The following is a 23,913-nucleotide window of genomic DNA, read 5'->3' as shown; positions in this document are numbered from 1 at the left end:
TAGTACAGTTTGAACTAAACCTCGTTAAGTAGATATATAAATTACTTAACAAGGATAAATTCAACATGTACTATCTTTTTCGTTGGCTTTTATCTTCACTGATATAGTAGCTTTGATAGCTAATTCTCAGTCAATTCTCAGTTTGGATTAAGGGAGTATTAAGGTTGTGTTGCTATAATTCAATTAATGAAGAAATTAAAATATAGAAGATAATGAAGTGAAAATAATATTTCTATTAAAACTTAATCGTAAAAATTTGATTAATGGTAATTAACATAAAAATTCATTATCGCTAAAGATATAGAGCTAGAAAAGGAGAAGGAAATATGGCAAGTAAGATAAAAAGATCGCAGATCATAAGGCATGTTGTACAATTGATTTCATTTATTCTGTTACCAGGTCTTTATTCAATGACATTTAGTGAAGTAAAAACAGTATATCAAATGATTATCAATGGCAATTTTAACTTTTTTACAGCATTACCAAGTTTAATGGAATTTATAGCTATTATGCTTTTGACAATAGTATTAGGGAGATGGTTCTGTGGATGGATATGTGCATTTGGTGCGTATAATGATTTAATATATTTTATATCAAGAAAAGTATTCAAGATAAAATTTAGAGTAGATGAAAAAGTTGATTATGTACTTAAGTACGTTAAGTACATAGTATTAGTTTTTATAATAGCTATTTCATGGACTATGGGAAGCAGTATACTAGAAAGCACAAGTCCTTGGGATGCTTTTGGTCAAATAACTGATATATCTACTATTTTTTCAAGCTTACTTATTGGATTGATATTTTTAATATTAATCACAATAGGATCAGCATTTATTGAGAGATTTTTCTGTAGATACCTATGTCCTTTAGGTGCAATATTCTCCATTACTTCTAAAATTGGAATAGTTAAGATTAATAAGCCCAAAGCTGATTGCGGTAAATGTAGAGCATGCACAATGAATTGTTCGATGGGGTTACCACTTTATAATGTAGATTGTGTCAAGGGTGGCGATTGTATTAACTGCTTAAAATGTACTGAAGTATGTTATAGAAATAATGCTAATGTAAATGTAGCTAGTAGAGATTTAGATGCAAAGTTAACAGGATCAGTGGCAATGGCTACATTTTTAGGTGTATATGGACTTACTAGCTTCGCTGGAAATGCAGTAACTAAATCTGGAATTTCAGTTAATAGCAATACAATTCCAAGTAGTGAAAACTTAGAAAATAGTTCTTCACAAACTTATAAAGATGGAACAACTGCAATTTCAAATGCAGCTCAAAATACTACAAGTGAATATAAAGATGGTACATACACAGGAAGTGGAACTGGATATAGAGGAGGAACAACTAAGGTTTCTGTTACTGTATTAGATGGAAAAATATCAAATATAAAAACTATATCTAATCAAGATACTCCAAAGTTTTATAAAAGAGTAGAAGGAACTATAATAAAGAGCATAATTTCAAAACAATCAACCTCAGTAGATACAATTTCAGGTGCAACTTATAGCTCAAAAGGGATTATGAGTGCCGTAGCAAATGCTTTGACTCAAGCAAAATAATTAAAATAGTCTAATTTATCTTAAGTTGTATATAATCTGTAGTTTGTTTTAGTATTTAAAGTACTAGAATTGAATAATGAGAAATTAGAGTAATAAATAGAAATTTTTTTATGACACTATATAGAATTAAATTTATAGGTTCAGAGTAACACATTTAGAGAAAAAAGTTAATATAATAATTTCAAGATTATAATATTAGCAGGAGTATGAGATAAAATGCCAACTAAAAGCAGAAATAATGCAGTTAAAAAAACTACTTTTGTACCAACAAAACGAGTTAAAGAGAAGAAGAAAACCATATTAATTGAAGTTGCAAAAGATCAAGTCATAGGAGAATTTGTTAATGGTTTTGAGGTAATAAAACCAGTTAAAAGATATGGTAAATACTATGTACAAGTTAAAAATAAATAATATTCAAGTGAGTGAAAATCTCACATGAAGAATTTGCCTTCTACATTATCATAGATATCAAATTTAAGATTTAGATTTATGTGTAACTTACCCAAATAAGTAACATATTGTGTTTTGGTTTCTAGGAATTTTGATGGTAATGATTCCAAAGAAAAACTAAAAACAAAATGTTTCTACTTTCGGTGGATTATCGCATAAGTCTAAGCTTTGTATTAAATATCTATATCGAATTTTAAATAATAAGTTATTATATACTTGACGATTTGCAATTAATGGTATAATCTTTATCTTGTGAAAGATAATTTTATAATTGAATAACTAGGGGAGCTAATATTTTGGCTGAGATTGGAAAGATTGATTTCCTAGACTCTTATAACCTGATTTGGTTAATACCAACGTAGGGAAGTATATTGATATTTTTTGTGCACATGTTTATTAATGTATCCCTTTGGATACATTTTTTTTGCTTAAAAATAATTAACTTCTTTCAAAGTTAATCATTTAATCACAGTAAGATGTGGTTTAATAAAATTTTATTTCACAAAGTTTTATTAATTTATTGATTTAAGGAGGTTTTTTAATGAAAGAAAAAAGTAAAGCACAAAAAATTGCATTAAGCGGTGTTTTAATTGGTATTTCAGTAATTTTTGGAACTTTTTCAATACCAATTTTAGGCGCTAAAATTTCTCCGATACAACACTTTGTAAATGTAGTTGGGGCAATAACATTAGGTCCAATTTATGCACTTTTAAATGCGCTTATTGCATCACTAATTAGAAATATTATGGGAACTGGTACTTTGTTGGCATTTCCAGGAAGTATGGTAGGAGCACTGCTTGCAGGTATTCTTTATAAGAAATTTAGGAAGCCAAGTATAGCTGTAATTGGAGAATTAATTGGAACTGGAATATTAGGAGCATTATTGGCTTATCCTATAGCTGTACTGCTTTTAGGTAAAAAGGCAGCACTTTTTGCATATGTGACTCCATTTATATCTAGCTGTAGTGTAGGATCTGTTATAGCATATTTCTTTGTAAAAGTTCCGGTGATAAGTAAAATACTAATAGATAATGAAGTATCAACATATGATAATGATTTAAAAAACACACATAAAGTTTAGAGATAAATATACAGAAATAATTTAACTATAGAATAAGACGAAAGGGTGATTTTATGTTTAGAGCATTAACTATTGCAGGTTCAGATTCATGTGGAGGAGCAGGAATTCAAGCGGATTTAAAGGCATTTTCAGCTAACGGAGTTTATGGGATGAGTGTAATTACTGCTGTAACTGCACAGAATACAATGGGTGTGTTTGGAATTCAAGATATAAATCCTGAGATGATTGAATCACAAATAAATGTTATTTTTGAGGATATAAGAGTAGATGCAATTAAGATAGGGATGGTTTCTAAAATTGAGTCTATACAAGCTATATCTAAAGCATTAAGAAAAGTTAAAGATTTACCAGTAATTGTTTTAGATCCTGTTATGATCTCTAAAAGTGGATTTAACTTATTGTCTAGAGATGCAAAGGATACTTTGGTTAAGGAATTATTTCCACTTGCAACATTAATCACTCCAAATTTACCAGAAGCAGAAGAAATTTTAGGGATAAAAATAGAAACTTTAGAAGAGATGAAAGAAGCAGCTTTAAAACTTAAAGAACTAGGGCCAAAATCCGTTTTGGTTAAGGGGGGACACCTAGAAGGTGAAGCAACTGATTTATTATTTGATGGAAAAGACTTTGTAATTTTGAAGCAAGAAAGAATTGATACTAAACATACCCATGGAACAGGTTGTACTTTATCATCTACTATAGCCGCAAATTTGGCTAAAAATATGACAGTAGAAGAAGCGGTTAGATGTGGTAAAAAGTATATAACATGTGCTATTGAACATGGATTTGAGCTTGGAAAAGGTGTAGGTCCGACTAATCATTTTTATGAGCTTTATAAGAAAGCGGGAATTGATATTAAGTAAAAAGAAGATAAGATATTCATTAAGAAATATATATCCAAGTTGTGACAACTTAGATACTTGAGACTTAAATATATAGATTAACCTTTAAATTAAATAATATTTTTTAAGGAGAGAAAAGAAATGAGTTATAAAACACAAATGGAAGCAGCAAAAAAGGGTATAGTTACTAAAGAGATGAAGATAGTAGCTGAAAAAGAAAGAATTTCAGAAGAGAAGTTAATGAAACTCGTTGCAGAAGGTAAGGTTGCTATACCAGCAAATATTAATCATAAATCTCTTAGTCCAGAAGGTATTGGTGATGGATTAAGAACAAAAATAAATGTAAACTTAGGGATTTCAGGAGATTCAGTTGATTATTGCAGAGAAATGGAAAAAGTGAAAATGGCAATCGACTTCGGGGCTGAAGCGATAATGGATTTAAGTAACTACGGAAAGACTCAAGAGTTTAGAGAAAAACTTATTGATTATTCTCCAGCTATGATAGGTACAGTTCCAATGTATGATGCAATTGGATATCTTGAAAAAGATCTATTAGATATAAAAGCAAAGGATTTTCTTGATGTAGTTTTAGCTCATGCAAAGGCTGGAGTTGATTTTGTTACTATTCACGCCGGAATTAATAAGAGAACTGTTGCATTATTTAAAGAAGATAAAAGAAGATTAAATATAGTATCTAGAGGAGGGTCTTTATTATTTGCTTGGATGGAAATGACAGGCAATGAAAACCCATTCTACGAATATTATGATGAGTTACTTGATATCCTTAGAGAATACGATGTAACAATAAGTCTTGGAGATGCAATGAGACCAGGATGTCTGGATGATTCAACTGACGCTGGACAAATTACTGAACTTATAGAATTAGGTTTGTTAACAAAGAGAGCTTGGTCGAAAGATGTACAAGTTATGATAGAAGGACCAGGACATATGGCTATGAATGAAATAGCAGCTAATATGCAAATTGAAAAAAGATTATGCCATGGCGCACCTTTCTATGTACTTGGACCTCTTGTCACAGATATTGCACCAGGATATGACCATATTACTTCAGCTATAGGTGGAGCTATTGCTGCAACACATGGGGCTAATTTCCTTTGCTATGTAACACCAGCTGAGCATTTAAGACTTCCAGATTTATCGGATGTTAGAGAGGGAATTATTGCATCAAAAATTGCAGCACACGCAGCAGATATAGCTAATGGACTTCCAGGAGCAAGAGATAGAGATAATGCTATGGCAGATGCGCGTCAAAAACTTGATTGGGAAGAGATGTTTAAGATTGCTATTGATGGAAAGAAAGCTAGAGAATATTTTGAAAGTGTACCGCCAGAAGATATGCATAGCTGTTCTATGTGTGGAAAAATGTGCGCAGTAAGAACTACTAATAGAATCTTAAATGGTGATAAAGTAGAACTTTTTGATAAAAAATAAAATCAATGATATACGGCCAATAAACCGAAATTAGATACATATTAGTTGCATAGGACTAATAAAAATTTCGCTGGAATGTTCTAAATAGAAGGTTGCATCCATTTATGCATGCTCCTAATATTCATTAAGACAAGCAAAAATGGAACAACCTTCTATTAAGAACATTCGGCAGCTTATTTTTATATGCCTATTTCACTAATATGTATCTAATTTCTTTGTTTGGGTATACATATAAGTATCGTTTGGTTATATATCAAATATAAAAGGGTATTGCATAATTTATATAGTTTAGAGGAGCTATTTATTAACAAAGAATGACAATGTGAATATTAAAATGTGTTTAATTTTTCTAGAATTTGTTGTAAGCTTTTAGATGAAAGTATACAAGTTTTGTTTTGATAAAATTTGATGTTTATTTTGAAAGGAGGTATTTTGGTAAGAATGATTAAAAGCTAAATTCTTACTAAAAGGTATTTATGAATAATAATGAAATATCAATTAAAATAGGAAATCTACTAGATGAGGTTAGGAATAAGAAACCACTTGTACATAATATAACAAATTATGTTACGGTTAATGATTGCGCGAATATTTTGCTTGCAATAGGAGCATCACCAATTATGGCTGATGATATTAAGGAAGCAGCAGATATTACTAAAATTTCATCTGCACTTGTAATAAATATTGGCACATTAAATGAAAGAACTATTGAATCGATGATTGTATCAGGAAAAAAAGCAAATGAATTAAATATGCCAGTTGTTTTTGATCCAGTGGGAGCAGGTGCATCAGAATTTAGAAATGCAACTACTAAGAGAATATTGGATGAAGTTAAGATAAGTGTGTTACGTGGAAATATGTCTGAAATTAAATTTATAAGTGGACTAGAATCTTCAACTAAAGGCGTAGATGCATCTGAAAGCGATGTAAAAACAGGTAGTGATGAAGGAATTGATGTTGCAAAGAATCTATCTAATAAGCTTAATTGTACTGTAGCTATTACAGGCGCAACAGACATTGTATCTGATGGAGAAAGAGTTGCTATACTTGAAAACGGGACTAAAATGCTATCAAATGTTACAGGAACAGGCTGCATGACAACTTCATTAATTGGAGCATTCTGTGGTGCAGGGTCAGATTATTTCCTTGGAGCAGTTTCAGGCATTACGTCCATGGGAATAGCAGGGGAAATTGCATTTGAAAAAGCAGGGCAAATTGGAACGGGAAGCTTTCATATAGCAATTATAGATGCTATAAGTAATTTAACTTCAGAAGTAATTAAGAATATGGCTAAGGCTACAGAAATATAAAAAAACTGGAGGAAATTTTTATGAAAACTAAAATAGATTATAGTATTTATCTTGTAACGGATAGAGATTTAATGAGTACAGAAACTTTAGAAGAAGCCATAGAACAAGCTATACTTGGAGGATGTACATTAGTTCAATTAAGGGAAAAAGATTGTTCATCTCTTGATTTTTATATTACAGCTGTAAGAGTAAAAGAAATTACTGATAAGTACAATGTGCCACTAATAATAAATGATAGACTAGATATTGCACTTGCAGTAGATGCTGCAGGAGTCCATGTTGGTCAAAGTGATATGCCAGCGACTATTGTAAGAAAAATTATAGGTGAAGATAAGATAATTGGAGTTTCAACAGGATCATTAGAACAAGCGCTAAAAGCACAAGAAGATGGGGCAGATTATATAGGGGTTGGAGCTATGTATGCAACAGGAACAAAGAAAGATGCTAACCCAACTAGTATGGAAGAATTAAAGAAAATAAGAGAAAACATATCCATTCCTATAGTAGTGATAGGTGGAATAAATAAAGATAGAGTTAGAGATTTTGAAAATATGGGAATCGATGGTCTTGCAATAGTTTCAGCAATTATAGCCCAAAAAGATATTACTGAGGCAACTAAAGAATTAAAGAATATTTTTATAAGTTATAGAGAAGCATAGTTATTTTCAGATATAATCAAAATGAATTTATCAATTCAACCTCATATATTTATATAAAATTTATGGAGTAAGTAAAATAAAGAATGAATTTAATTTTTATATGACCAATTAATATGCAAGTCCATGTTTAGGTGAGGCTTATTTTGGTTAAAAAAATTTTTATAATAAGGTAGGTATAATAATTATTAATTCTATCATGATTATTTGTAATAAATTGAATTAAAATATCAAGAATAAGCATATTAAAATAGCTTTATAATTGTGGAGGTATAATATGAAGTTTGATATTTATAAAATTGCTGATAATTATAAGCTCTCAGAAACAGAGAGACAGGTCTTGCAATACATATTGACTAATATCGATTCTGTTTTAACTAAAGGGGTAAGAGATGTTGCCACAATTAACTATACATCGGCAGCAACAATAATAAAGCTATCAAAGAAGCTAGGTTATACAGGTTATGTGGATATGATATATCGCTTAAACTTTATAATAAAAAATCATGAGAATAATCAAGAACATACCTCCGATATAACTAGCTTTATATCGGAAATTGAGAATAAGAAAATAGAAGATTTCATTTCTATGCTAATTAAACATAGAGAAGATATAATTTTAATAACGGCCACTGGATTCTCTGATTCAATTGCAGATTTCTTTTGGAGAAAGATGTTAGTGCTTGGATTTAAATGCATCAAAACAAATTCCTATGGAGTATATGACAGCAATCAAATAGGAGGGGCCTTAGTTATTGGAATATCTAAAAGTGGAGAAACAGAAAGTATAACAAAAGTGATTGATTATGCATCAAAAAATGAACTAGATATTATAACATTTACTGGCAAGTCAGAGAATCATATGGCTAAGAAAGCAACCTTAAATTTTATGATATTAGATGATAAAGAATTAGATGATAGAAATCTTACTGCAAACTATTTTTATGCTAGGGTAATGATTGTAATGGAATATTTGCTAGACAAGGTAATGAGTAATTTATAAAATATGTAGAAAGCTATCTCAAGGTTAACTAGTGAGATAGCTTTTTTTGATGTAAAGGTAAACATGTTTACTTTTGAGTCAACATGTTGCTGAAACGTCTAAAACTATTAACAATAGCTATTAATAATGATATTCTATTCTCACAGGTAATTACCAAAGAAAATTATAAATAGTGAAGGGGAATATTTAAATGAAAGATAAGATTTTAAATAGTATGCAGAAATTTGCCAAAGCTATGATTGGACCGGTCTTATTCTTACCTATTGTTGGTATGTTGATTGCACTGACAGCAGTTTTTACTAATAAAACATTCGTAACGGAAGGTGGAGTAATTTGGGTAACAGGAAAATTCTTTAATGGAATGTTATCACCGATTATGGGGAACTTGAGTATTTTGTTTTGTGTCGGAATAGCGATGGGGATGTCAAAGAAGAAAAAAGCGGAAGCAGCATTCATTTCTATTATGTCATATATTCTATTTTTAGGTGCGAATAGTAAGTGGTTAGAGCTATCTGGAAAAATAATTAAAGGTGATACAGCATCAGCTTTATATGGAACAGGACAAACAATCCAACTAGGATTTCATGTGACAGATATGGGAGTATTTCTAGGGATGATTCTAGGAGTGCTAGTAGCTGTAGTGCATAATAAATATATAGATAAGGAGTTTCGTGGTGCTATGGCTCCATATGGTAATAGTAAATTTGTATTCGTTATCATGATTCCAGTAGTAGCGATATTAAGCATTGGTACTACATATATCTGGCCTACAATAGCTGCTGGAATTACAGCTCTTACTGGATTTATGAGTTCTGCAGGGGCAGCTGGAGTATTTGTTTATGGATTTCTAAATAGATTCTTAGTTCCAACAGGCTTACATCATTTAATTTGGTCTCCATTCCTATATTCAGCAGTTGGTGATCAGATGATAATAAATGGCCAAAATGTAATTGGAGCAAAGCCAGTTTTTCTAGCATTGCTTAATGATTCAACAATCTCTATTATGCCTGATTCAGCAAGATTTTTAACATACGGATTAGTTAAAACTTTTGGTGTAATTGGAGTTGCCTTAGCATTTTACTTCACTGCTAAAAAAGCAAAGCGTAGTAATTTAAAAGCACAATTAATACCATCAACATTAACAGCAGTAATTGCAGGTATTACAGAACCATTAGAATTTACATTTATTTTTGCGGCACCATTATTATGGTTTGTTTATTCAGTGATTGATGGATTATTCCAAATGTTTGTATACCTATTAAATGTAAGAGTATGTGCAACTAATGGAATATTAGATTTTCTAGTAATAAACTTGCCAGCGGGTATAGGCAAAACTCATTGGCCTGTGTATATATTAGTGGGATTAGTTGAAATAGTTGTGATTTTCCTAGTGTTCAAATTTATGATTGAGAAGATGAATTTAAGAACACCTGGAAGAGAAGAGAATGGTACAGATGCTGTAATTGATTTAAATGAAAATGCAGCAAAAGTTAAGCAAGATATGAAATCGGAAAATAAAAATAATAGTAAAGCTAATAACGATGATGAAAAAGCACTAACAATAATTAAAGCATTAGGTGGAAAAGCAAATATAGTAACAGTAGAAAATTGTTTTTCAAGGCTTAGAGTAGATGTTGTAGATAATAGCCTAATTGATGAAGAAGCTTTAAAAGGAACAGGTGCAGCAGGTGTTGTGAAAAAAGGAAATAATATACAAGTTGTATATGGCCTTTCAATTAATAAAATTAGAACAATAGTAGATGAAGCATTAGACAGAGTAGAATAAAATCAAGGAGGAATCATTAAAATGAAAAAATTTAAATTAGTAATAGTAGGTGGAGGAAGCACATATACACCAGGGATTGTAAAGAGTTTACTTTCAAAGAAAGAGGAGTTTAAAATATCAGAATTAAGATTATATGATATAAATGCGGAACGTCAAAATAAAGTAGGAGTGATAGTAAAGAAAGTAGTAGAAATGTTTGATCCAGAGGTAAAACTTGTTCTTGCAACTGATCCAGAAGAAGGATTTAAAGATGCAGATTTTGTTTTTGCTCAAATGCGTGTTGGATTATATAAAATGAGAGAACAAGACGAAAAAATTCCACTAAAATATGATGTGGTTGGTCAAGAAACATGTGGTCCTGGAGGACTAGCGTATGGATTAAGAACAATATATCCCATGGTGGAAATGATAGATTTTTGTGAAAAATATGCAAATAAAAATTATTGGATTGTTAATTATTCTAATCCAGCAGCTATTGTAGCAAAAGCTATGTATAAGTTAAGACCAAATGCAAGGATTTTAAATATCTGTGATATGCCAGTTGCAATTATGAGAAATATGGCTAATATCTTAGATTGTGATAGACATGATATAGAGGCAGATTATTTTGGATTAAATCACTTTGGGTGGTTTACAAAAATTAGAGTTAGTGGTGAAGATAAAACTGAGGAATTAAAAGCATATGTAAAGGAATATGGTTATATTCCTCCAGATTCAAGAAGTGAAGTAAGACATAATGATGCATCATGGCTTCATACATTTGAGAATGCTAAACATATAATGCAAATGTTCCCTAAATATCTTCCAAATACGTATATGCAATATTATCTTTTAGGAGATAGAATTGTAAAAGAAGCAGATAAAAATCATACTAGAGCTAATGAAGTAATGGAAGGAAGAGAGAAGAAGATATTTGATGCTGTAGATCAATATAATGCTACAGGGCAAATTGATCTTACACAATTCTTTACTGGAGTGCATGGAGAATTTATCGTTGAAGTTGCTATGAGCTTAGCTTTTGATTCAAGAAAGAGACATTTAGTTATGGTAGAAAACAATGGGGCAATAAAAAACTTACCTGACGATGCTATGGTAGAAGTACCTGCATATATAACTAAAGATGGACCAGAACCAATACGTGTAGGAGAAATACCAACTTTCTATAAAGGAATAATTGAACAACAAGAAGCATCAGAAAAACTGGTAGTTGAGGCGGCTATTGAAGGCTCATATGAAAAAGCACTTATGGCATTTACTATGAACAAAACAATTCCATCTGCATTTGTAGCAAAACAGATTTTAGATGATATGATTGAGGCTAATAAAGAATATTGGCCAGATTTAAAATAGGAGAATGTATGTTTAATATATTTAGTAAAAAAAAGAATAAAAGGTTGTATGCATTTGCTAATGGTGTAAGTGTAGATTTAAAAGATGTAAAGGATGAAGTATTTTCACAGAAGATGATGGGGGATGGTATAGCAATTAAGCCCAATGACAATAAAATTTTTTCACCATGTGATGGAGATATAGTTACGATAATGAAAGAAAGTAAGCATGCAATAGGAATTAAAACAGATGATAATATGGAAATTCTCATACATGTTGGACTTGATACAGTACATTTAAAAGGGGAAGGATTCATTTTGCACTGTGAAGAAGAAAAACGAGTAAAAAAGGGAGACCTTCTTCTAGAGTTTAACAAGGAGTCACTAAAAGAAAAATCAATAGATGATATTACGATGCTTATCATCACGAACTCCAATGAACATGAAGTCTTAAACTCTCATATTGGAAAAGTTATGAAAGTAGAAGAAAGTATTTTACTAGAATATAAGTAGTTAATTAATAAGCAAGCTCTTCTTTTTTGGGGGGCTTGTTTTTATAAATAGATTTTACATTATATTATTATGTAAAAGTTAAGTTAAAACCTATTAATAGTACGATTAAAGTATTTTAAATAATTTATTTTTTAGCACAAGCAACATAAGCAATAGGTTATATAAGATTGGAGACTATGAAAAATTAACTTTAATTTGCGAAAATAAAACAAGTGAACTTAATTCAAGAAAAAACCATTATAAAAATAATTTCAATATATAAAAAAACAGAAAATATTGAAATAGTTAATAACAATATAGCAAATGATATACAAGAGACGAGTGCAGCATCAGAAAAAATAAGTGCTCCAGCACAAGAGGTAGATCCTGGTATAAACGTATTATCTAATAAAGCATTAGAAGGAAGGAATGTTGCAAGTAAATCAAAGGAAAGAGCCATAGAAGTTAGAAATAAAGGAATTACATGAACAGATGAAACAAAAAAACTATATAGTGAGGAAAAAGAAAAAGGATTAAAATCAATTTAAGATGGAAAGATAATAAATAACATAAAAGTAATAGCTGATACTATTTTTAGAGCGAACTAATCTGTTAGTTCTTAATGCAGCTATTGATGTAGCTAAAGCTGGAGAAAAATATTATGAAGATGCAGATTGTGTTACAAAGATATCTGATGAAATAGCATCTATGACAGAAGAACTTACAGCAACAATGACACAAGTAAGTGAAGCAGTTCAAAATACTGCAGAGACAGCACAAAAGTTTTCTGAGAATACTGAGACAATTAGAGAAAGAATCTGTTAAACAACAAGATCTATAGAGCAAGTATCAAAAATTGCATGAAATCAATCTGAAATTGCTAAGCAGCTAAATCACATTGTAAATAGGTTTAGAATCTAAGAAGATAGTAAATTATTAAAATGTTTTTGTGAAAAATTTAACCTGTTTATGCTAAAAAGATGTATAATATTTTCATGTGGATTAATTATACTAGGAGGGATTTTAGATGGAAATATTGGAGCTAAAAAAGAATCTATACTGGACAGGGGTATTAGATGCTAATTTAAGAGTTTTTGACATTATAATGGAAACAGAATTTGGGACTTCTTATAATTCATATTTACTTAAAACAAGTGAAAAGACAGTGCTATTTGAAACAGCAAAGGTAAAATTCTTTGATGGATATTTAAAAGCGTTAAGTCAATTAGTTGATGTCAAAGATATTGATTATATTGTGGTAAATCATACTGAGCCAGATCATGCAGGAAGCATAGAAAAGCTTATTGAAATAAATCCTAATATCGAGATTATTGGAAGTCAAGTTGCTATAGGATTCTTAAAGAATATAGTAAATAGAGATTTTAAAAACAGAATAGTAAAAGAAAATGAAACATTAGATTTAGGTGATAGGACTTTACGTTTCATGTCAGTACCAAATTTACACTGGCCTGATACAATGTATACATACATAGAAGAAGATAAAACTTTAGTTACGTGTGACTCTTTCGGTTCTCACTATAGTTTTGATGGAATTTTATTAAGTAAGCTTGAAGATAATGATGGATATTTAAGAGCTCTTAAGTATTACTTTGATTGCATTATTGGGCCGTTCAAAAATCCATTTATGATTAAAGCTTTAGATAGAATTAAAGATTTAGAAATTAATATGATTTGTACAGGACACGGTCCAGTAGTTGACTGCAGAATAGATGAAATAATAGAATACTATAAGAAATGGTCTAACGTTCCTAATCCAAATCCAAGAAAAACTGTTATCATCCCATATGTAAGCGCTTATGGATATACGAAGGAATTAGCATTCAAGATAGCTGAAGGAATTAAGGCTAGTGGAGATGTAGATGTTAGACTTTACGATATGGTAGAGTCTGATCAAGAAAAAGTACTTGAAGAACTTGAATTTGCAGATGGTATTTTATTTGGTACTCCAACAATAGTAGGTGAAGCATTAAAGCCAATTTGGGATTTAACTACTTCCATCTTTGCAAGAACTCATGCTAATAAACTTGCAAGTGCTTTTGGAAGCTATGGATGGAGCGGAGAAGGTGTTCCTCATATTATAGAAAGACTAAAACAACTTAGAATGAAGGTTGTTGATGAAGGATTCAGAGTTAAATTTAAACCAAGTGATAATGAATTAACAGAGGCTTATGAGTATGGTTATAATTTTGGATTCTTACTTCTAAATAAGGAGAATCTGAGTAAAAATTAATAGTGATTGCTATTTATGTTAGGACTTATTATATAAGTCCTAATTTTAATTGTGGTAAAATTAAAAAAATATAGAGGTGAAGTTATGTTTGAAATATCATTTCCAGTAAATTATTCTGAAATTGAAACTGTATTAGATAAGCTTATAACAATAGGTTTAGTCTCAACTTATTATGATGCACCTTATCAGGTAACTGTTGATTCTAATGGTTATGGGTTTTATGAAAAAGAAAATGAATTTGTAGACTTAAAGGTTTATCCAGAAATCGAAAGTATAGATGAATGTAATAGATGTATTGATAAAATTAGAGAAGTCCTAGATATAGAAGAAAATATAACTTTATCTGAGTTAAAAGAAGATAATTGGCAGCAGCCTTTTGAGCCTGTTGATTTAAATAATGGATGGATAATTGCTGAACCTAATGAAATTGTTGATGATAATAAGATGAAAATTAATTTTGAGTCTCAAGGGTCCTTTGGTACAGGGTTACATGAAACAACACAGGATTTACTTAGATATATATTAGAAAAAGACTTTTCAGGTAAGACCATACTTGATTTAGGTACAGGATCAGGGATATTAAGTATAGCTGCTGGATTAAAGAATTCAGAACATATAGTAGCGCTGGACATAAGAGATGTGGCTGCTGAGGTTTTACATAATGCACGCCTTAATAATATTGACAATATAGAAGTTGTTGTAGCAGATGTTACTTCCAAGAATTCAGGTGTTAATGATAAATTCGACGTAGTATTTATTAATATTGGTGGAGAGGAAACATTATCATCTATGGAGCTAATTAATAATGTTATAAAAGATAGTGGGACGTTATTTGTATCTGGATTAGTGGAATGGAGCAGTGACAAGGTGCTTCATGAACTTGAAGTTCAAGGATATAATCTTTTAAAGAGTACTAAAACGAATGAATGGGTAACTATGATTCTAAAAAAAGGAGCTTAAAAATGAGTATAGGATACGCATGTTTAACAATTGGAGTTCCAGGTACAAACTTAAAAAGCTGTACCGCTAAAAATGTAACAGAAGAAAAGTTATTAGAAATAATATCATATAATTTAAAATCTATTGAAAATATCATTGATTATAATATTCAAAATAATATAAAACTTTTTAGGATTACTTCTGACTTAATACCATTTGGATCTAGCCCATTAAACAAATTATCTTGGTGGGAAATATTTTCACAAGAATTTTTGGCTATAGGAAAGAAAATTAGAGAGAATAACATAAGGGTATCGATGCATCCAGGTCAATATACAGTTCTTAATTCTCCGAGTGAAGAAGTTGTGAGTAGAGCAATTGAAGATTTGAATTATCATACCAAGGTTTTAGATAGCCTTGGAGTTGAGGGAGAGCATAAAATTATATTACATATTGGTGGAGTCTATAACGATAAAGAACAAGCGGTAAATAGATTTGTTGATAATTATAAGCAGTTAGATGACGCCGTAAAGCAAAGACTTGTTATTGAAAATGATGATAAGTCCTATAATATAAACGATGTTCTTAAAATAGGAACGAAATTAAACATCCCAGTCGTTTTTGATAATCTTCATAATGAAATAAATTGTTATGATAAAGAAAAAAGCGATTTATATTTGATAAATGAATGCAAAAAGACTTGGAAAGAAAAAGATGGGAATCAGAAAATGCACTACTCTCAGCAAGATCCGTTAAAGAAAGCTGGTTCCCATTCAAATACAATAAGAATAAGTAAATTTCTAGATTTCTATGAAAGTATAGAAAGACAAGATATAGATATAATGCTTGAAGTTAAAGATAAAAATCTTTCAGCAGTAAAATGTATAAATTCTGTTAATAAAAATAATAAGATAATAAAACTTGAAGAAGAATGGGGAAGATATAAGTATAAAGTTCTAGAGGATTCTCCTTCACATTATTTAGAGATAAGAAATTTACTTAAAAATAAAAATAAATATCCTGTAGTTCAGTTTTATAATTGTGTTGAGGATGCGATGGAAACTGAAACTAAAGTTGGCAACTCAATAAATGCGGCATTGCATATTTGGGGATATTTTAAAAATGTAGCAGATAATAAGGAAAAAAATAGTTTCTTAAAGAGTATCGAAGATCATAAGCAAGGTAAAGTTTCTATAAATTCAATAAAAAATAAATTATTTAAGATGGCTGTAAAATATAATGAACAATATCTTTTAGATTCTTATTACTTTTTTCTTTAAACAATAATTAAAGTTCTTAGTTATGCGATAACTTACCGAAATTATAAACATTTTTGCTCCGAAAAACTATGAAAATATTTATAATTTCTAGTGAAGATATTAACTTTAAGCTTTAGCAAATTTGTAAATATGCTTATATAATAAAATGATTATTTTTTCTAGCAACCGAGTAACAGAGCACCTTCTCTTTCTGTAAGTTACACATAAGTCTAAGTTACATGCTGTTTATTTAGAATAAAACAATGTATAATATTTTCATATAGATGAAAATTATAGGGAGGAATTTTATATGGAGATATTAGAATTAAAAAAGAGTTTCTATTGGACAGGAGTATTAGATCCAGATTTAAAAGTATTTGATATAGTTATGGAAACAGAATTTGGAACATCATATAATTCTTATTTACTTAAGACAAGTGAAAAAACTGTATTATTTGAAACTGCAAAGGTTAAATTCTTTGATGGATATTTGAAAGCATTAAATAAATTAGTTGATATTAAAGAGATTGACTATATTATAGTAAATCATACAGAACCTGACCATGCAGGAAGTATAGAAAAACTAATCGAAATAAACCCTAATATCAAAATTGTTGGAACTCAAGTTGCTATAGGCTTCTTAAAGAATATTGTTAATCGTGATTTTTATAGTATAGCGGTAAAAGAAAACGATATTTTGGAATTAGGTGACAAAACTTTACGTTTTATGCTTTTACCAAATTTACATTGGCCTGATACAATGTATACATATATTGAGGAAGATAAAACCTTAGTTACTTGTGATTCTTTTGGTTCTCATTATAGTTTTGATGAAGTTTTGTTGAGTAAAGTGACAGATAACGAAGGATATTTAAGAGCAACTAAGTACTATTTTGATTGTATTATAGGGCCTTTTAAGAATCCGTTTATGACTAAGGCTTTAGATAGAATTAAAGATTTAGATATAAATATGATATGTACAGGGCATGGTCCAGTTATAGACTGTAGGATAGATGAAATCATAGAGCTTTATAAGAAATGGTGTACTGTAGTTAATCCAAATCCAAGAAAAACAGTAATTATACCTTATGTAAGTGCCTATGGGTATACAAAGGAATTAGCAAATAAGATAACCGAAGGGATTAAAGACAGTGGAGATATAGATGTAAGATCTTATGATTTAGTTGAAGAAGATAAAGCAAAAGTTATTGAGGAATTAGCATTTGCAGATGGTATCTTATTTGGTACTCCTACTATTGTAGGGGAAGCGTTAGAACCAATTTGGGACTTGACTATAAAAATGTTTGCAAGAACCCATGGCGGAAAACTTGCTAGTGCGTTTGGAAGCTATGGTTGGAGTGGAGAAGGTGTTCCTCATATTATAGAAAGATTAAAACAACTTAAATTGAAGGTCGTTGATGATGGATTCCGTATTAAATTTAAGCCTAGTAACAGTGAATTAAGTGAGGCTTATGATTATGGATATAATTTTGGATGCGTTTTGCAAAATAAAGAAAATGCAAAGAAGAAATCTGCAAAAAGAACATTAGTTAAATGTTTAGTATGTGGTGAAATATTTGATTCTAGTCTTGAAATATGTCCAGTTTGTGGTGTTGGAAAGGAAAATTTCATACCAGTAGAAGTAGATGATTCAGATTACAAGAAAAATACAAATGAAATATATTTGATTCTTGGAAACGGTGCAGCTGGTATTAGTGCCGCAACAGCTATAAGGGAAAGAAATGAGACATGCTCAATAGTTTTAGTTTCAAATGAAAATGTCCTTGGATATAACCGTCCAATGTTAACAAAATCAATGATAGCCAAATTTAATTCTAAGCAAATAGCAGTACATGATGAAGAGTGGTATAAAGAAAATAATATTACAAATGTACTTGATAGAGAATTAATTAAGATTAATACAAGGGAAAAAGAAGCACTTTTTAAAGATGGAATTAGATTAAAATATGATAAATGTATTTATGCATTAGGTGCAGAATGTTTTGTTCCACCAATTCCAGGAAAAGACAAAAAAGAGGTTATAGCAATCCGAAGGATTTCTGATACAGATAAAATTACAGAATTGCTACCAAAAGTAAAAAATGCAGTTATAATAGGTGGAGGAGTTCTTGGGCTTGAAGCTGCATGGGAGTTAGCAAAAGCAAAATGTAAAGTAACAGTGTTAGAATTAGCAGATAAATTAATGGGTCGCCAATTAGATTATGAAGGTGGAAAATTCTTAGAGCAAATAATTAAAGATGCTGGAATTGACGTAAGATTAAATGTGAAAATCGATGAAATAGAAGGTGAAAATTCAGTTACCGGAGTTAGAATTAATGGTGGAGAAGTTATTGCTGCAGATTTAGTTGTTGTATCTTGCGGAATTACGCCTAACTCTAGGATAGCTCAAGAAGCAGGAATTAATATTAATAGAGCGATAGTTGTAAATGAAAATATGGAAACTAATGTATCAGACATCTATGCATGTGGAGACTGTGCAGAGTATAATGGAATAAATTATGGAATATGGCCGCAAGCTTTGGAAATGGGAAAAGTAGCTGGCGCTAATGCAACAGGTGATTCATTAGTTTATGAAACAGTAGATGCAGCATTAACATTTAATGGAGCTAATACTTCATTGTATGCAATTGGTGATAGTGGTAAAAACCCAGAAATTCAATATAAAACAGTAGAACTTAAAGATCCAGTTAAAAAGACATATACAAAATACTATTTTGCAAATAATCGTTTATGTGGAGCTATCTTGATTGGAGATACTAGCAATATTGCTAAGATAACACAAGACGTAAAAGAGAATAGATTATTCAAGGAAATGTTTTAAGTTAAACTTATATAACTAAAAATAAATATATTAAAATAAAGATTAGGGTTTAATTCACAAACCCTAATCTTTATTTTAATATGACATAATGTTGTCTAGTTATATAGATTATAATATATATAAAACAATAAATTATATAAAAAGGAGAAATTTATGGCGGATGCTTTAAAGGATATATATAGTAAAGAATTTTTAGAGAGTTTTGCAGGGAAGGTGCAATCGACTTACAATATTTTTGATGAAAAAGGGTTTGTAGATGATGTTATAGATAATAAATGGCAGGAACTTAAACTGAAAGAAAGAATTAGAAGAATTTCTGAAATACTCGGGAGATATTTGCCAGAAAAATATGGGGATGCTTTAGAAGTATTATTTTCAATTGATGAAGAGTGTATCGGATTTCCTTATCTGTTCTTTCCTGATTTTGTAGTGGTATATGGCAGTAAATTTGAACATTGGGAACTTTCAATGAAAGCAATAGAACGTTTTACAATGAGATCTTCTTCCGAATTTGCGGTTAGACCATTTATAATATCTGATCCAGAATTTATGATGCAGCAAATGCTTAGATGGTCTAAAAGTGATAATGAACACGTAAGAAGATTGGCAAGCGAGGGATGTCGCCCACGACTTCCATGGGGAGAAGGAATTCCAGTATTTAAAAAAGATCCAAAACCAGTGATTTCTGTTTTAGAACAATTAAAAGAAGATCAATCAGTTTATGTTCGGAAGAGTGTCGCTAATAATTTAAATGATATTTCTAAAGATAATCCAGAAACAATTATAGAAATAATAAAAAAATGGAAAGGTAAAAATTCTTATACAGATTGGATATTAAGACATGGAGCTAGGACATTAATTCGTAAGGCTGATCCAGAAGTTATGAGATTATTTGGATATGGAGATGTTCAAGGTAACTCCATTGTAACTAGTGCTAATTTATCCGTAGATCTAAAAACAGTAAAAATAGGAGAAAATTCTACTTTTACATACGAAGTTTATGTTCGTAATGGGGAGCGTGTACATATTAGGATTGAGTATGGAATTGATTTTGTGAAGGCGAGAGGAAATGTTTCGCGTAAATTATTTTTATTGTCTGATAAGACGGTACTAGGTGGCGAGCATATTACTGGAGCTAGAACTCATAGTTGGAAGAATCTCACTACACGCCGTCATTATGAAGGAGAGCATAAAATTGTACTGTTAGTAAATGGCTGTGAAGTTTCTAACACTATCATTAACCTCGAAAAGTAGAGAAAAGTAGCACAAAGTACATTGGCAGCGTATTAGAATCTCAGGCCTCGTTATGCTACGAATCTGTAGACTAATATTATAGACCTATAATTTCGTCTTTTATGGAATCATAAATTTATTAAAAAATAACATAACGATTTTAGAAACCTGCTATTAGTTGCAATAGCAGGTTTCTTTAACGTTTACTAAGTAAATAAGATAAAAATGTAGTAGTATTTGTTTTAGATAATATATTGACTACATGGTCAGTAGGGAGCATAATAACAATATATTGACCTGATGGTCAAAAGTGTAGAGTGGGGGGATTTTAATGAAAGATCCTATTGTTATAGTAAAAGATGTTACAAAGGAATATAACATGGGAGAGGTGACTGTAAAGGCATCTGATGAAATGAATTTTGAAATTTTTGAAGGAGAATTTGTTGTTGTACTAGGGCCCAGTGGATCAGGGAAAAGTACTGTTTTAAATATGGTTGGAGGCATGGACAGGCCGACTTCGGGTGAAGTAATTATAGATGGAGAAAATATAACAAAGTATTCTGATAATGAACTTACTATGTACAGACGAAAAAAAGTAGGTTTTGTGTTTCAATTTTATAACTTAATGTCAAATCTCACAGCTCTTGAAAATGTAGAATTAGTAAGATCTCTTAGTGATAATCCTTTAAATGCTAATGATATTATGAGGGATGTTGGATTAAGTGACAGAGCTCATAATTTTCCAGCGCAGCTATCAGGTGGTGAGCAGCAAAGAGTGGCTATAGCAAGAGCTTTAGTAAAGAATCCACTTCTGCTTTTATGTGATGAACCTACTGGAGCTTTAGACTATGTTACAGGAAAGTTGATTTTAAAATTACTCTATGATATTAATAAAAATTCTAATAAGACAATAGTAGTTATTACTCATAATGCAGCTATAGCTGCGATGGCTGACAGGGTTATAAAAGTAAAAAGTGGTACTGTTGAGTCAATTACAATTAATGAAAACCCTGAGTCACCTGAAAGGATAGAATGGTAATGAAAATTTTATTTAGAAATTTACTTAGAGATTTAAAAAAATCAAAAGGCCAGTTTATTTCTATTTTAATAATTGTTATTCTAGGAGTTGCATTTTATACATCATTAAATTCTGTATTCAAAAATCTATCTAATTCAAGTACTCAATATTACGAGGAATATAGATTAGCTGATATTTGGGTGGATCTTTATAAAGCACCAGCAAGTGCAAAAGACAAGATAGAAATTTTACCATATGTAAAGATGAGTACTGAAAGAATTATTAATGATGCCAGCATAAGCTTATCAGAAGAAAATGCAACCTTGAGGTTTATAACTCTTCCAGATGCAAAGAGAGAGATTGTAAATGATATTGTAATAAAATCAGGAAGATATTTTTCAGAAGAAGATAATAACCAATGTATTCTAGACGAAGATTTTCTAAAGGCTAATAACTTAAATTTAGGAGAATATATTTATCCGGTCATTAATGGAAATAAGGTAAAACTTAAAATTGTTGGTTCAGCCAAAAGTCCTGAATTTGTATATACATTAAAGGATTCAAGCGAGATAATGGTGGATAATAAGAAGTTCGGAATAATTTATATAAAGCAATCTTTTGGAGAAGCAATTTTTGATTCTAAGGGATTTATAAATAATATTTCTATTAATCTTTCTAATGGGACTAGCATAGAAACAGCTAAAGATGACATAAGGAAGATTTTAAAGAATTATGGTGTGAAAAGTGTTATGGATAGAGATGAGCAAATAAGCAGTAAGATGATAAGTGAAGAAATAAAGCAATTGAAGTCTACGGGAGGTAGTTTCCCTATTGTATTTTTTTTGGTTTCTTCAATTATTATATATATTATGATGGGAAGAATGGTAGAAAATCAAAGAGTGCAGATTGGAGTATTAAAGGCTTTGGGATTCACCAATGTTCAAGTACTTACCTATTATATGAGCTTTTCTATGATTATTGCTGTTATTGGCAGCTTAATAGGATCGGTAGTAGGAACATACATGGGGGTAGGGTTAACAAAAATGTATAACCAATATTTCAGTTTACCCCTTAGTGAAATTAGGATTTATGGAGAATTCGTAATTCCAGCCTTCGTATTGACATTAGCTTTTAGTTTGTTTGCTGGGTATAATTCTTGCAAGGTCATTTTTAAAATTATGCCTAGCGAAGCCATGAGAGAGAAATCCCCTGAAGTTGGTAAGAAAATACTTTTTGAGAAAATAGAATTTATATGGAGCAATATCAGTAATTTGGGAAAGATTATACTTCGAAACTTATTTAGATATAAAAGAAGAGCATTATTAACTTCACTAGGAATTATTTTTTCGTCAGCATTACTTTTAGTTGCTTTAAGTATGAGTGATTCCATGAACTTTATGATAGAAGAACAATATGGAAATATTCAAAATTATGATATCAAGGTAAAGTTCCCTAAAATAATGAGTGTAGAGGAATTAAGCAGCGTTAAAAATATTGAGCACGTAACGGAATTAGAGCCAGTATTAGAAACAGGTGTTGAAATATCAAATGGATGGAGAAGTAAAGATGTTGGTTTTACAGCACTTATAGAAGAACCACAAATATATCGAGTTGAAGATACTAGTGGTAATAAAATAAATCTTCCGAACAATGGAATACTTATATCTGAAAAACTTGCCAATGTGCTTGGAGTAAAAGTAAATGATAAAGTTAATATTAAGTTTTTCTTCCCAGGAAAAGAAAAACGGGAAGCAGTTGTTAAGGGAATTATAGTTCAATATATAGGTTTGAGTGCCTATACTTCTATGGATGGATTAAATAATATGCTTGGTGAAGGAATGATTGCAAGTTCTGCTGTATTAAAGCTTGATAATAGTAAATTTGAAAATGAGGTTGAAAATAAACTTAAAGATATGCCTGGAATTACATCTGTAGAATCAAAATCAGATTCACTTAATGCTCTTTTAAAGAATATGGGAGCCATGAAATCGTCCGTGGGAGCAATGATTGTGCTTGCAGCAATTTTGCTTATAGCAGTTTTATATAATATTGCCACAATCAATATATTTGAAAGACAAAGAGAATTAGCTACTTTAAAAGTATTGGGGTTTACAAATAATGAAATTAAAAAACTAATTTTTAATGAAAATTATATAATCTCAACATTTGGTATCATTATTGGCTTACCATTTGGAAAGTGGCTTGGCAGTGCTATGATGGCAAATAGTAGCACAGATTCTTACAGTATACCTTATGTTGTAGAATTTAGGAGTTATATTATAACTGTAATACTTACTCTTATTTTTACGCTTGTAACTAATTTAATGTTAATGAGAAAAATTAAGTTAATTGATATGTTAGAAGTTTTGAAGAATAAAGAATAGAAAGCTGATTGATAAATCTATC

19 protein-coding genes and 1 riboswitch are annotated in these 23,913 nt (G+C 30.4%); all 19 genes read left to right on the top strand.

Annotated elements, in window-relative coordinates; genetic code table 11:
* The first annotated feature begins 326 nt into the window (after nucleotides 1–326).
* Entirely contained in the window at nucleotides 327–1,565 is a 1,239-nt protein-coding gene (locus D2A34_RS03230; protein WP_119365696.1) for a 4Fe-4S binding protein, read from the top strand.
* Nucleotides 1,566–1,781: 216 nt separating this feature from the next.
* A complete protein-coding gene (locus D2A34_RS03225) occupies nucleotides 1,782–1,976 on the top strand; it encodes a hypothetical protein (protein WP_079439355.1) in 195 nt (64 codons plus the stop codon).
* Between the two features lie 310 nt (nucleotides 1,977–2,286).
* Nucleotides 2,287–2,397: riboswitch (TPP riboswitch) on the top strand.
* Nucleotides 2,398–2,556: 159 nt separating this feature from the next.
* A complete protein-coding gene (gene thiW / locus D2A34_RS03220; RefSeq protein WP_119365695.1) occupies nucleotides 2,557–3,096 on the top strand; it encodes an energy coupling factor transporter S component ThiW in 540 nt (179 codons plus the stop codon).
* 53 nt (nucleotides 3,097–3,149) lie between these two features.
* On the top strand, nucleotides 3,150–3,959 hold the full coding sequence (thiD, locus tag D2A34_RS03215; protein WP_119365694.1) for a bifunctional hydroxymethylpyrimidine kinase/phosphomethylpyrimidine kinase: 810 nt from the start codon (nucleotides 3,150–3,152) through the stop codon (nucleotides 3,957–3,959).
* Nucleotides 3,960–4,079: 120 nt separating this feature from the next.
* Nucleotides 4,080–5,390 carry a phosphomethylpyrimidine synthase ThiC gene (gene thiC / locus D2A34_RS03210; protein ID WP_079439352.1) on the top strand — a complete coding sequence of 437 codons (1,311 nt, stop codon included), beginning with the start codon at nucleotides 4,080–4,082 and terminating at the stop codon, nucleotides 5,388–5,390.
* A gap of 476 nt (nucleotides 5,391–5,866) precedes the next feature.
* Complete coding sequence (gene thiM, locus D2A34_RS03205) at nucleotides 5,867–6,700, top strand: hydroxyethylthiazole kinase (RefSeq protein WP_079439351.1); 834 nt, start codon at nucleotides 5,867–5,869, stop codon at nucleotides 6,698–6,700.
* Between the two features lie 20 nt (nucleotides 6,701–6,720).
* Nucleotides 6,721–7,359 (top strand): thiamine phosphate synthase, encoded by a 639-nt coding sequence (gene thiE / locus D2A34_RS03200; RefSeq protein WP_119365693.1) that lies wholly within the window; start codon nucleotides 6,721–6,723, stop codon nucleotides 7,357–7,359.
* 274 nt (nucleotides 7,360–7,633) lie between these two features.
* Nucleotides 7,634–8,359 (top strand): MurR/RpiR family transcriptional regulator, encoded by a 726-nt coding sequence (locus D2A34_RS03195; RefSeq protein WP_079439349.1) that lies wholly within the window; start codon nucleotides 7,634–7,636, stop codon nucleotides 8,357–8,359.
* A gap of 190 nt (nucleotides 8,360–8,549) precedes the next feature.
* Nucleotides 8,550–10,145: a PTS transporter subunit EIIC gene (locus tag D2A34_RS03190; protein ID WP_079439348.1), complete on the top strand. Its 1,596-nt coding sequence runs from the start codon at nucleotides 8,550–8,552 to the stop codon at nucleotides 10,143–10,145.
* Between the two features lie 21 nt (nucleotides 10,146–10,166).
* Nucleotides 10,167–11,495 (top strand): 6-phospho-alpha-glucosidase, encoded by a 1,329-nt coding sequence (locus D2A34_RS03185; protein WP_119365692.1) that lies wholly within the window; start codon nucleotides 10,167–10,169, stop codon nucleotides 11,493–11,495.
* 8 nt (nucleotides 11,496–11,503) lie between these two features.
* Nucleotides 11,504–11,986, top strand: a complete 483-nt coding sequence (locus D2A34_RS03180) for a PTS sugar transporter subunit IIA (protein ID WP_079439346.1) — start codon at nucleotides 11,504–11,506, stop codon at nucleotides 11,984–11,986.
* 212 nt (nucleotides 11,987–12,198) lie between these two features.
* Entirely contained in the window at nucleotides 12,199–12,453 is a 255-nt protein-coding gene (locus tag D2A34_RS03175; RefSeq protein ID WP_119365691.1) for a hypothetical protein, read from the top strand.
* Nucleotides 12,454–12,992: 539 nt separating this feature from the next.
* Nucleotides 12,993–14,216, top strand: a complete 1,224-nt coding sequence (locus D2A34_RS03170) for an FprA family A-type flavoprotein (protein ID WP_119365690.1) — start codon at nucleotides 12,993–12,995, stop codon at nucleotides 14,214–14,216.
* 84 nt (nucleotides 14,217–14,300) lie between these two features.
* On the top strand, nucleotides 14,301–15,176 hold the full coding sequence (locus tag D2A34_RS03165; protein WP_119365689.1) for a 50S ribosomal protein L11 methyltransferase: 876 nt from the start codon (nucleotides 14,301–14,303) through the stop codon (nucleotides 15,174–15,176).
* Between the two features lie 2 nt (nucleotides 15,177–15,178).
* On the top strand, nucleotides 15,179–16,435 hold the full coding sequence (gene uvsE, locus D2A34_RS03160) for a UV DNA damage repair endonuclease UvsE (RefSeq protein ID WP_079439342.1): 1,257 nt from the start codon (nucleotides 15,179–15,181) through the stop codon (nucleotides 16,433–16,435).
* Between the two features lie 289 nt (nucleotides 16,436–16,724).
* Nucleotides 16,725–19,256 carry an FAD-dependent oxidoreductase gene (locus tag D2A34_RS03155; RefSeq protein WP_119365688.1) on the top strand — a complete coding sequence of 844 codons (2,532 nt, stop codon included), beginning with the start codon at nucleotides 16,725–16,727 and terminating at the stop codon, nucleotides 19,254–19,256.
* A gap of 153 nt (nucleotides 19,257–19,409) precedes the next feature.
* Nucleotides 19,410–20,510 (top strand): DNA alkylation repair protein, encoded by a 1,101-nt coding sequence (locus tag D2A34_RS03150; RefSeq protein WP_119365687.1) that lies wholly within the window; start codon nucleotides 19,410–19,412, stop codon nucleotides 20,508–20,510.
* Between the two features lie 310 nt (nucleotides 20,511–20,820).
* The gene (locus D2A34_RS03145; protein ID WP_079439339.1) at nucleotides 20,821–21,528 is read left to right on the top strand and encodes an ABC transporter ATP-binding protein; all 708 of its coding nucleotides are present in this window, start codon (nucleotides 20,821–20,823) and stop codon (nucleotides 21,526–21,528) included.
* A complete protein-coding gene (locus tag D2A34_RS03140; RefSeq protein ID WP_119365686.1) occupies nucleotides 21,528–23,891 on the top strand; it encodes an ABC transporter permease in 2,364 nt (787 codons plus the stop codon). Before D2A34_RS03145 ends, D2A34_RS03140 begins: the two co-directional genes overlap by 1 nt.
* The last annotated feature ends 22 nt before the right edge of the window (nucleotides 23,892–23,913 follow it).

Source organism: Clostridium chromiireducens (genome assembly GCF_003575225.1).
Lineage (GTDB): Bacteria > Bacillota > Clostridia > Clostridiales > Clostridiaceae > Clostridium > Clostridium chromiireducens.
The sequence above is the reverse complement of the archived record's forward strand: the minus strand, read 5'-3'. Positions and strand labels throughout refer to the sequence as shown.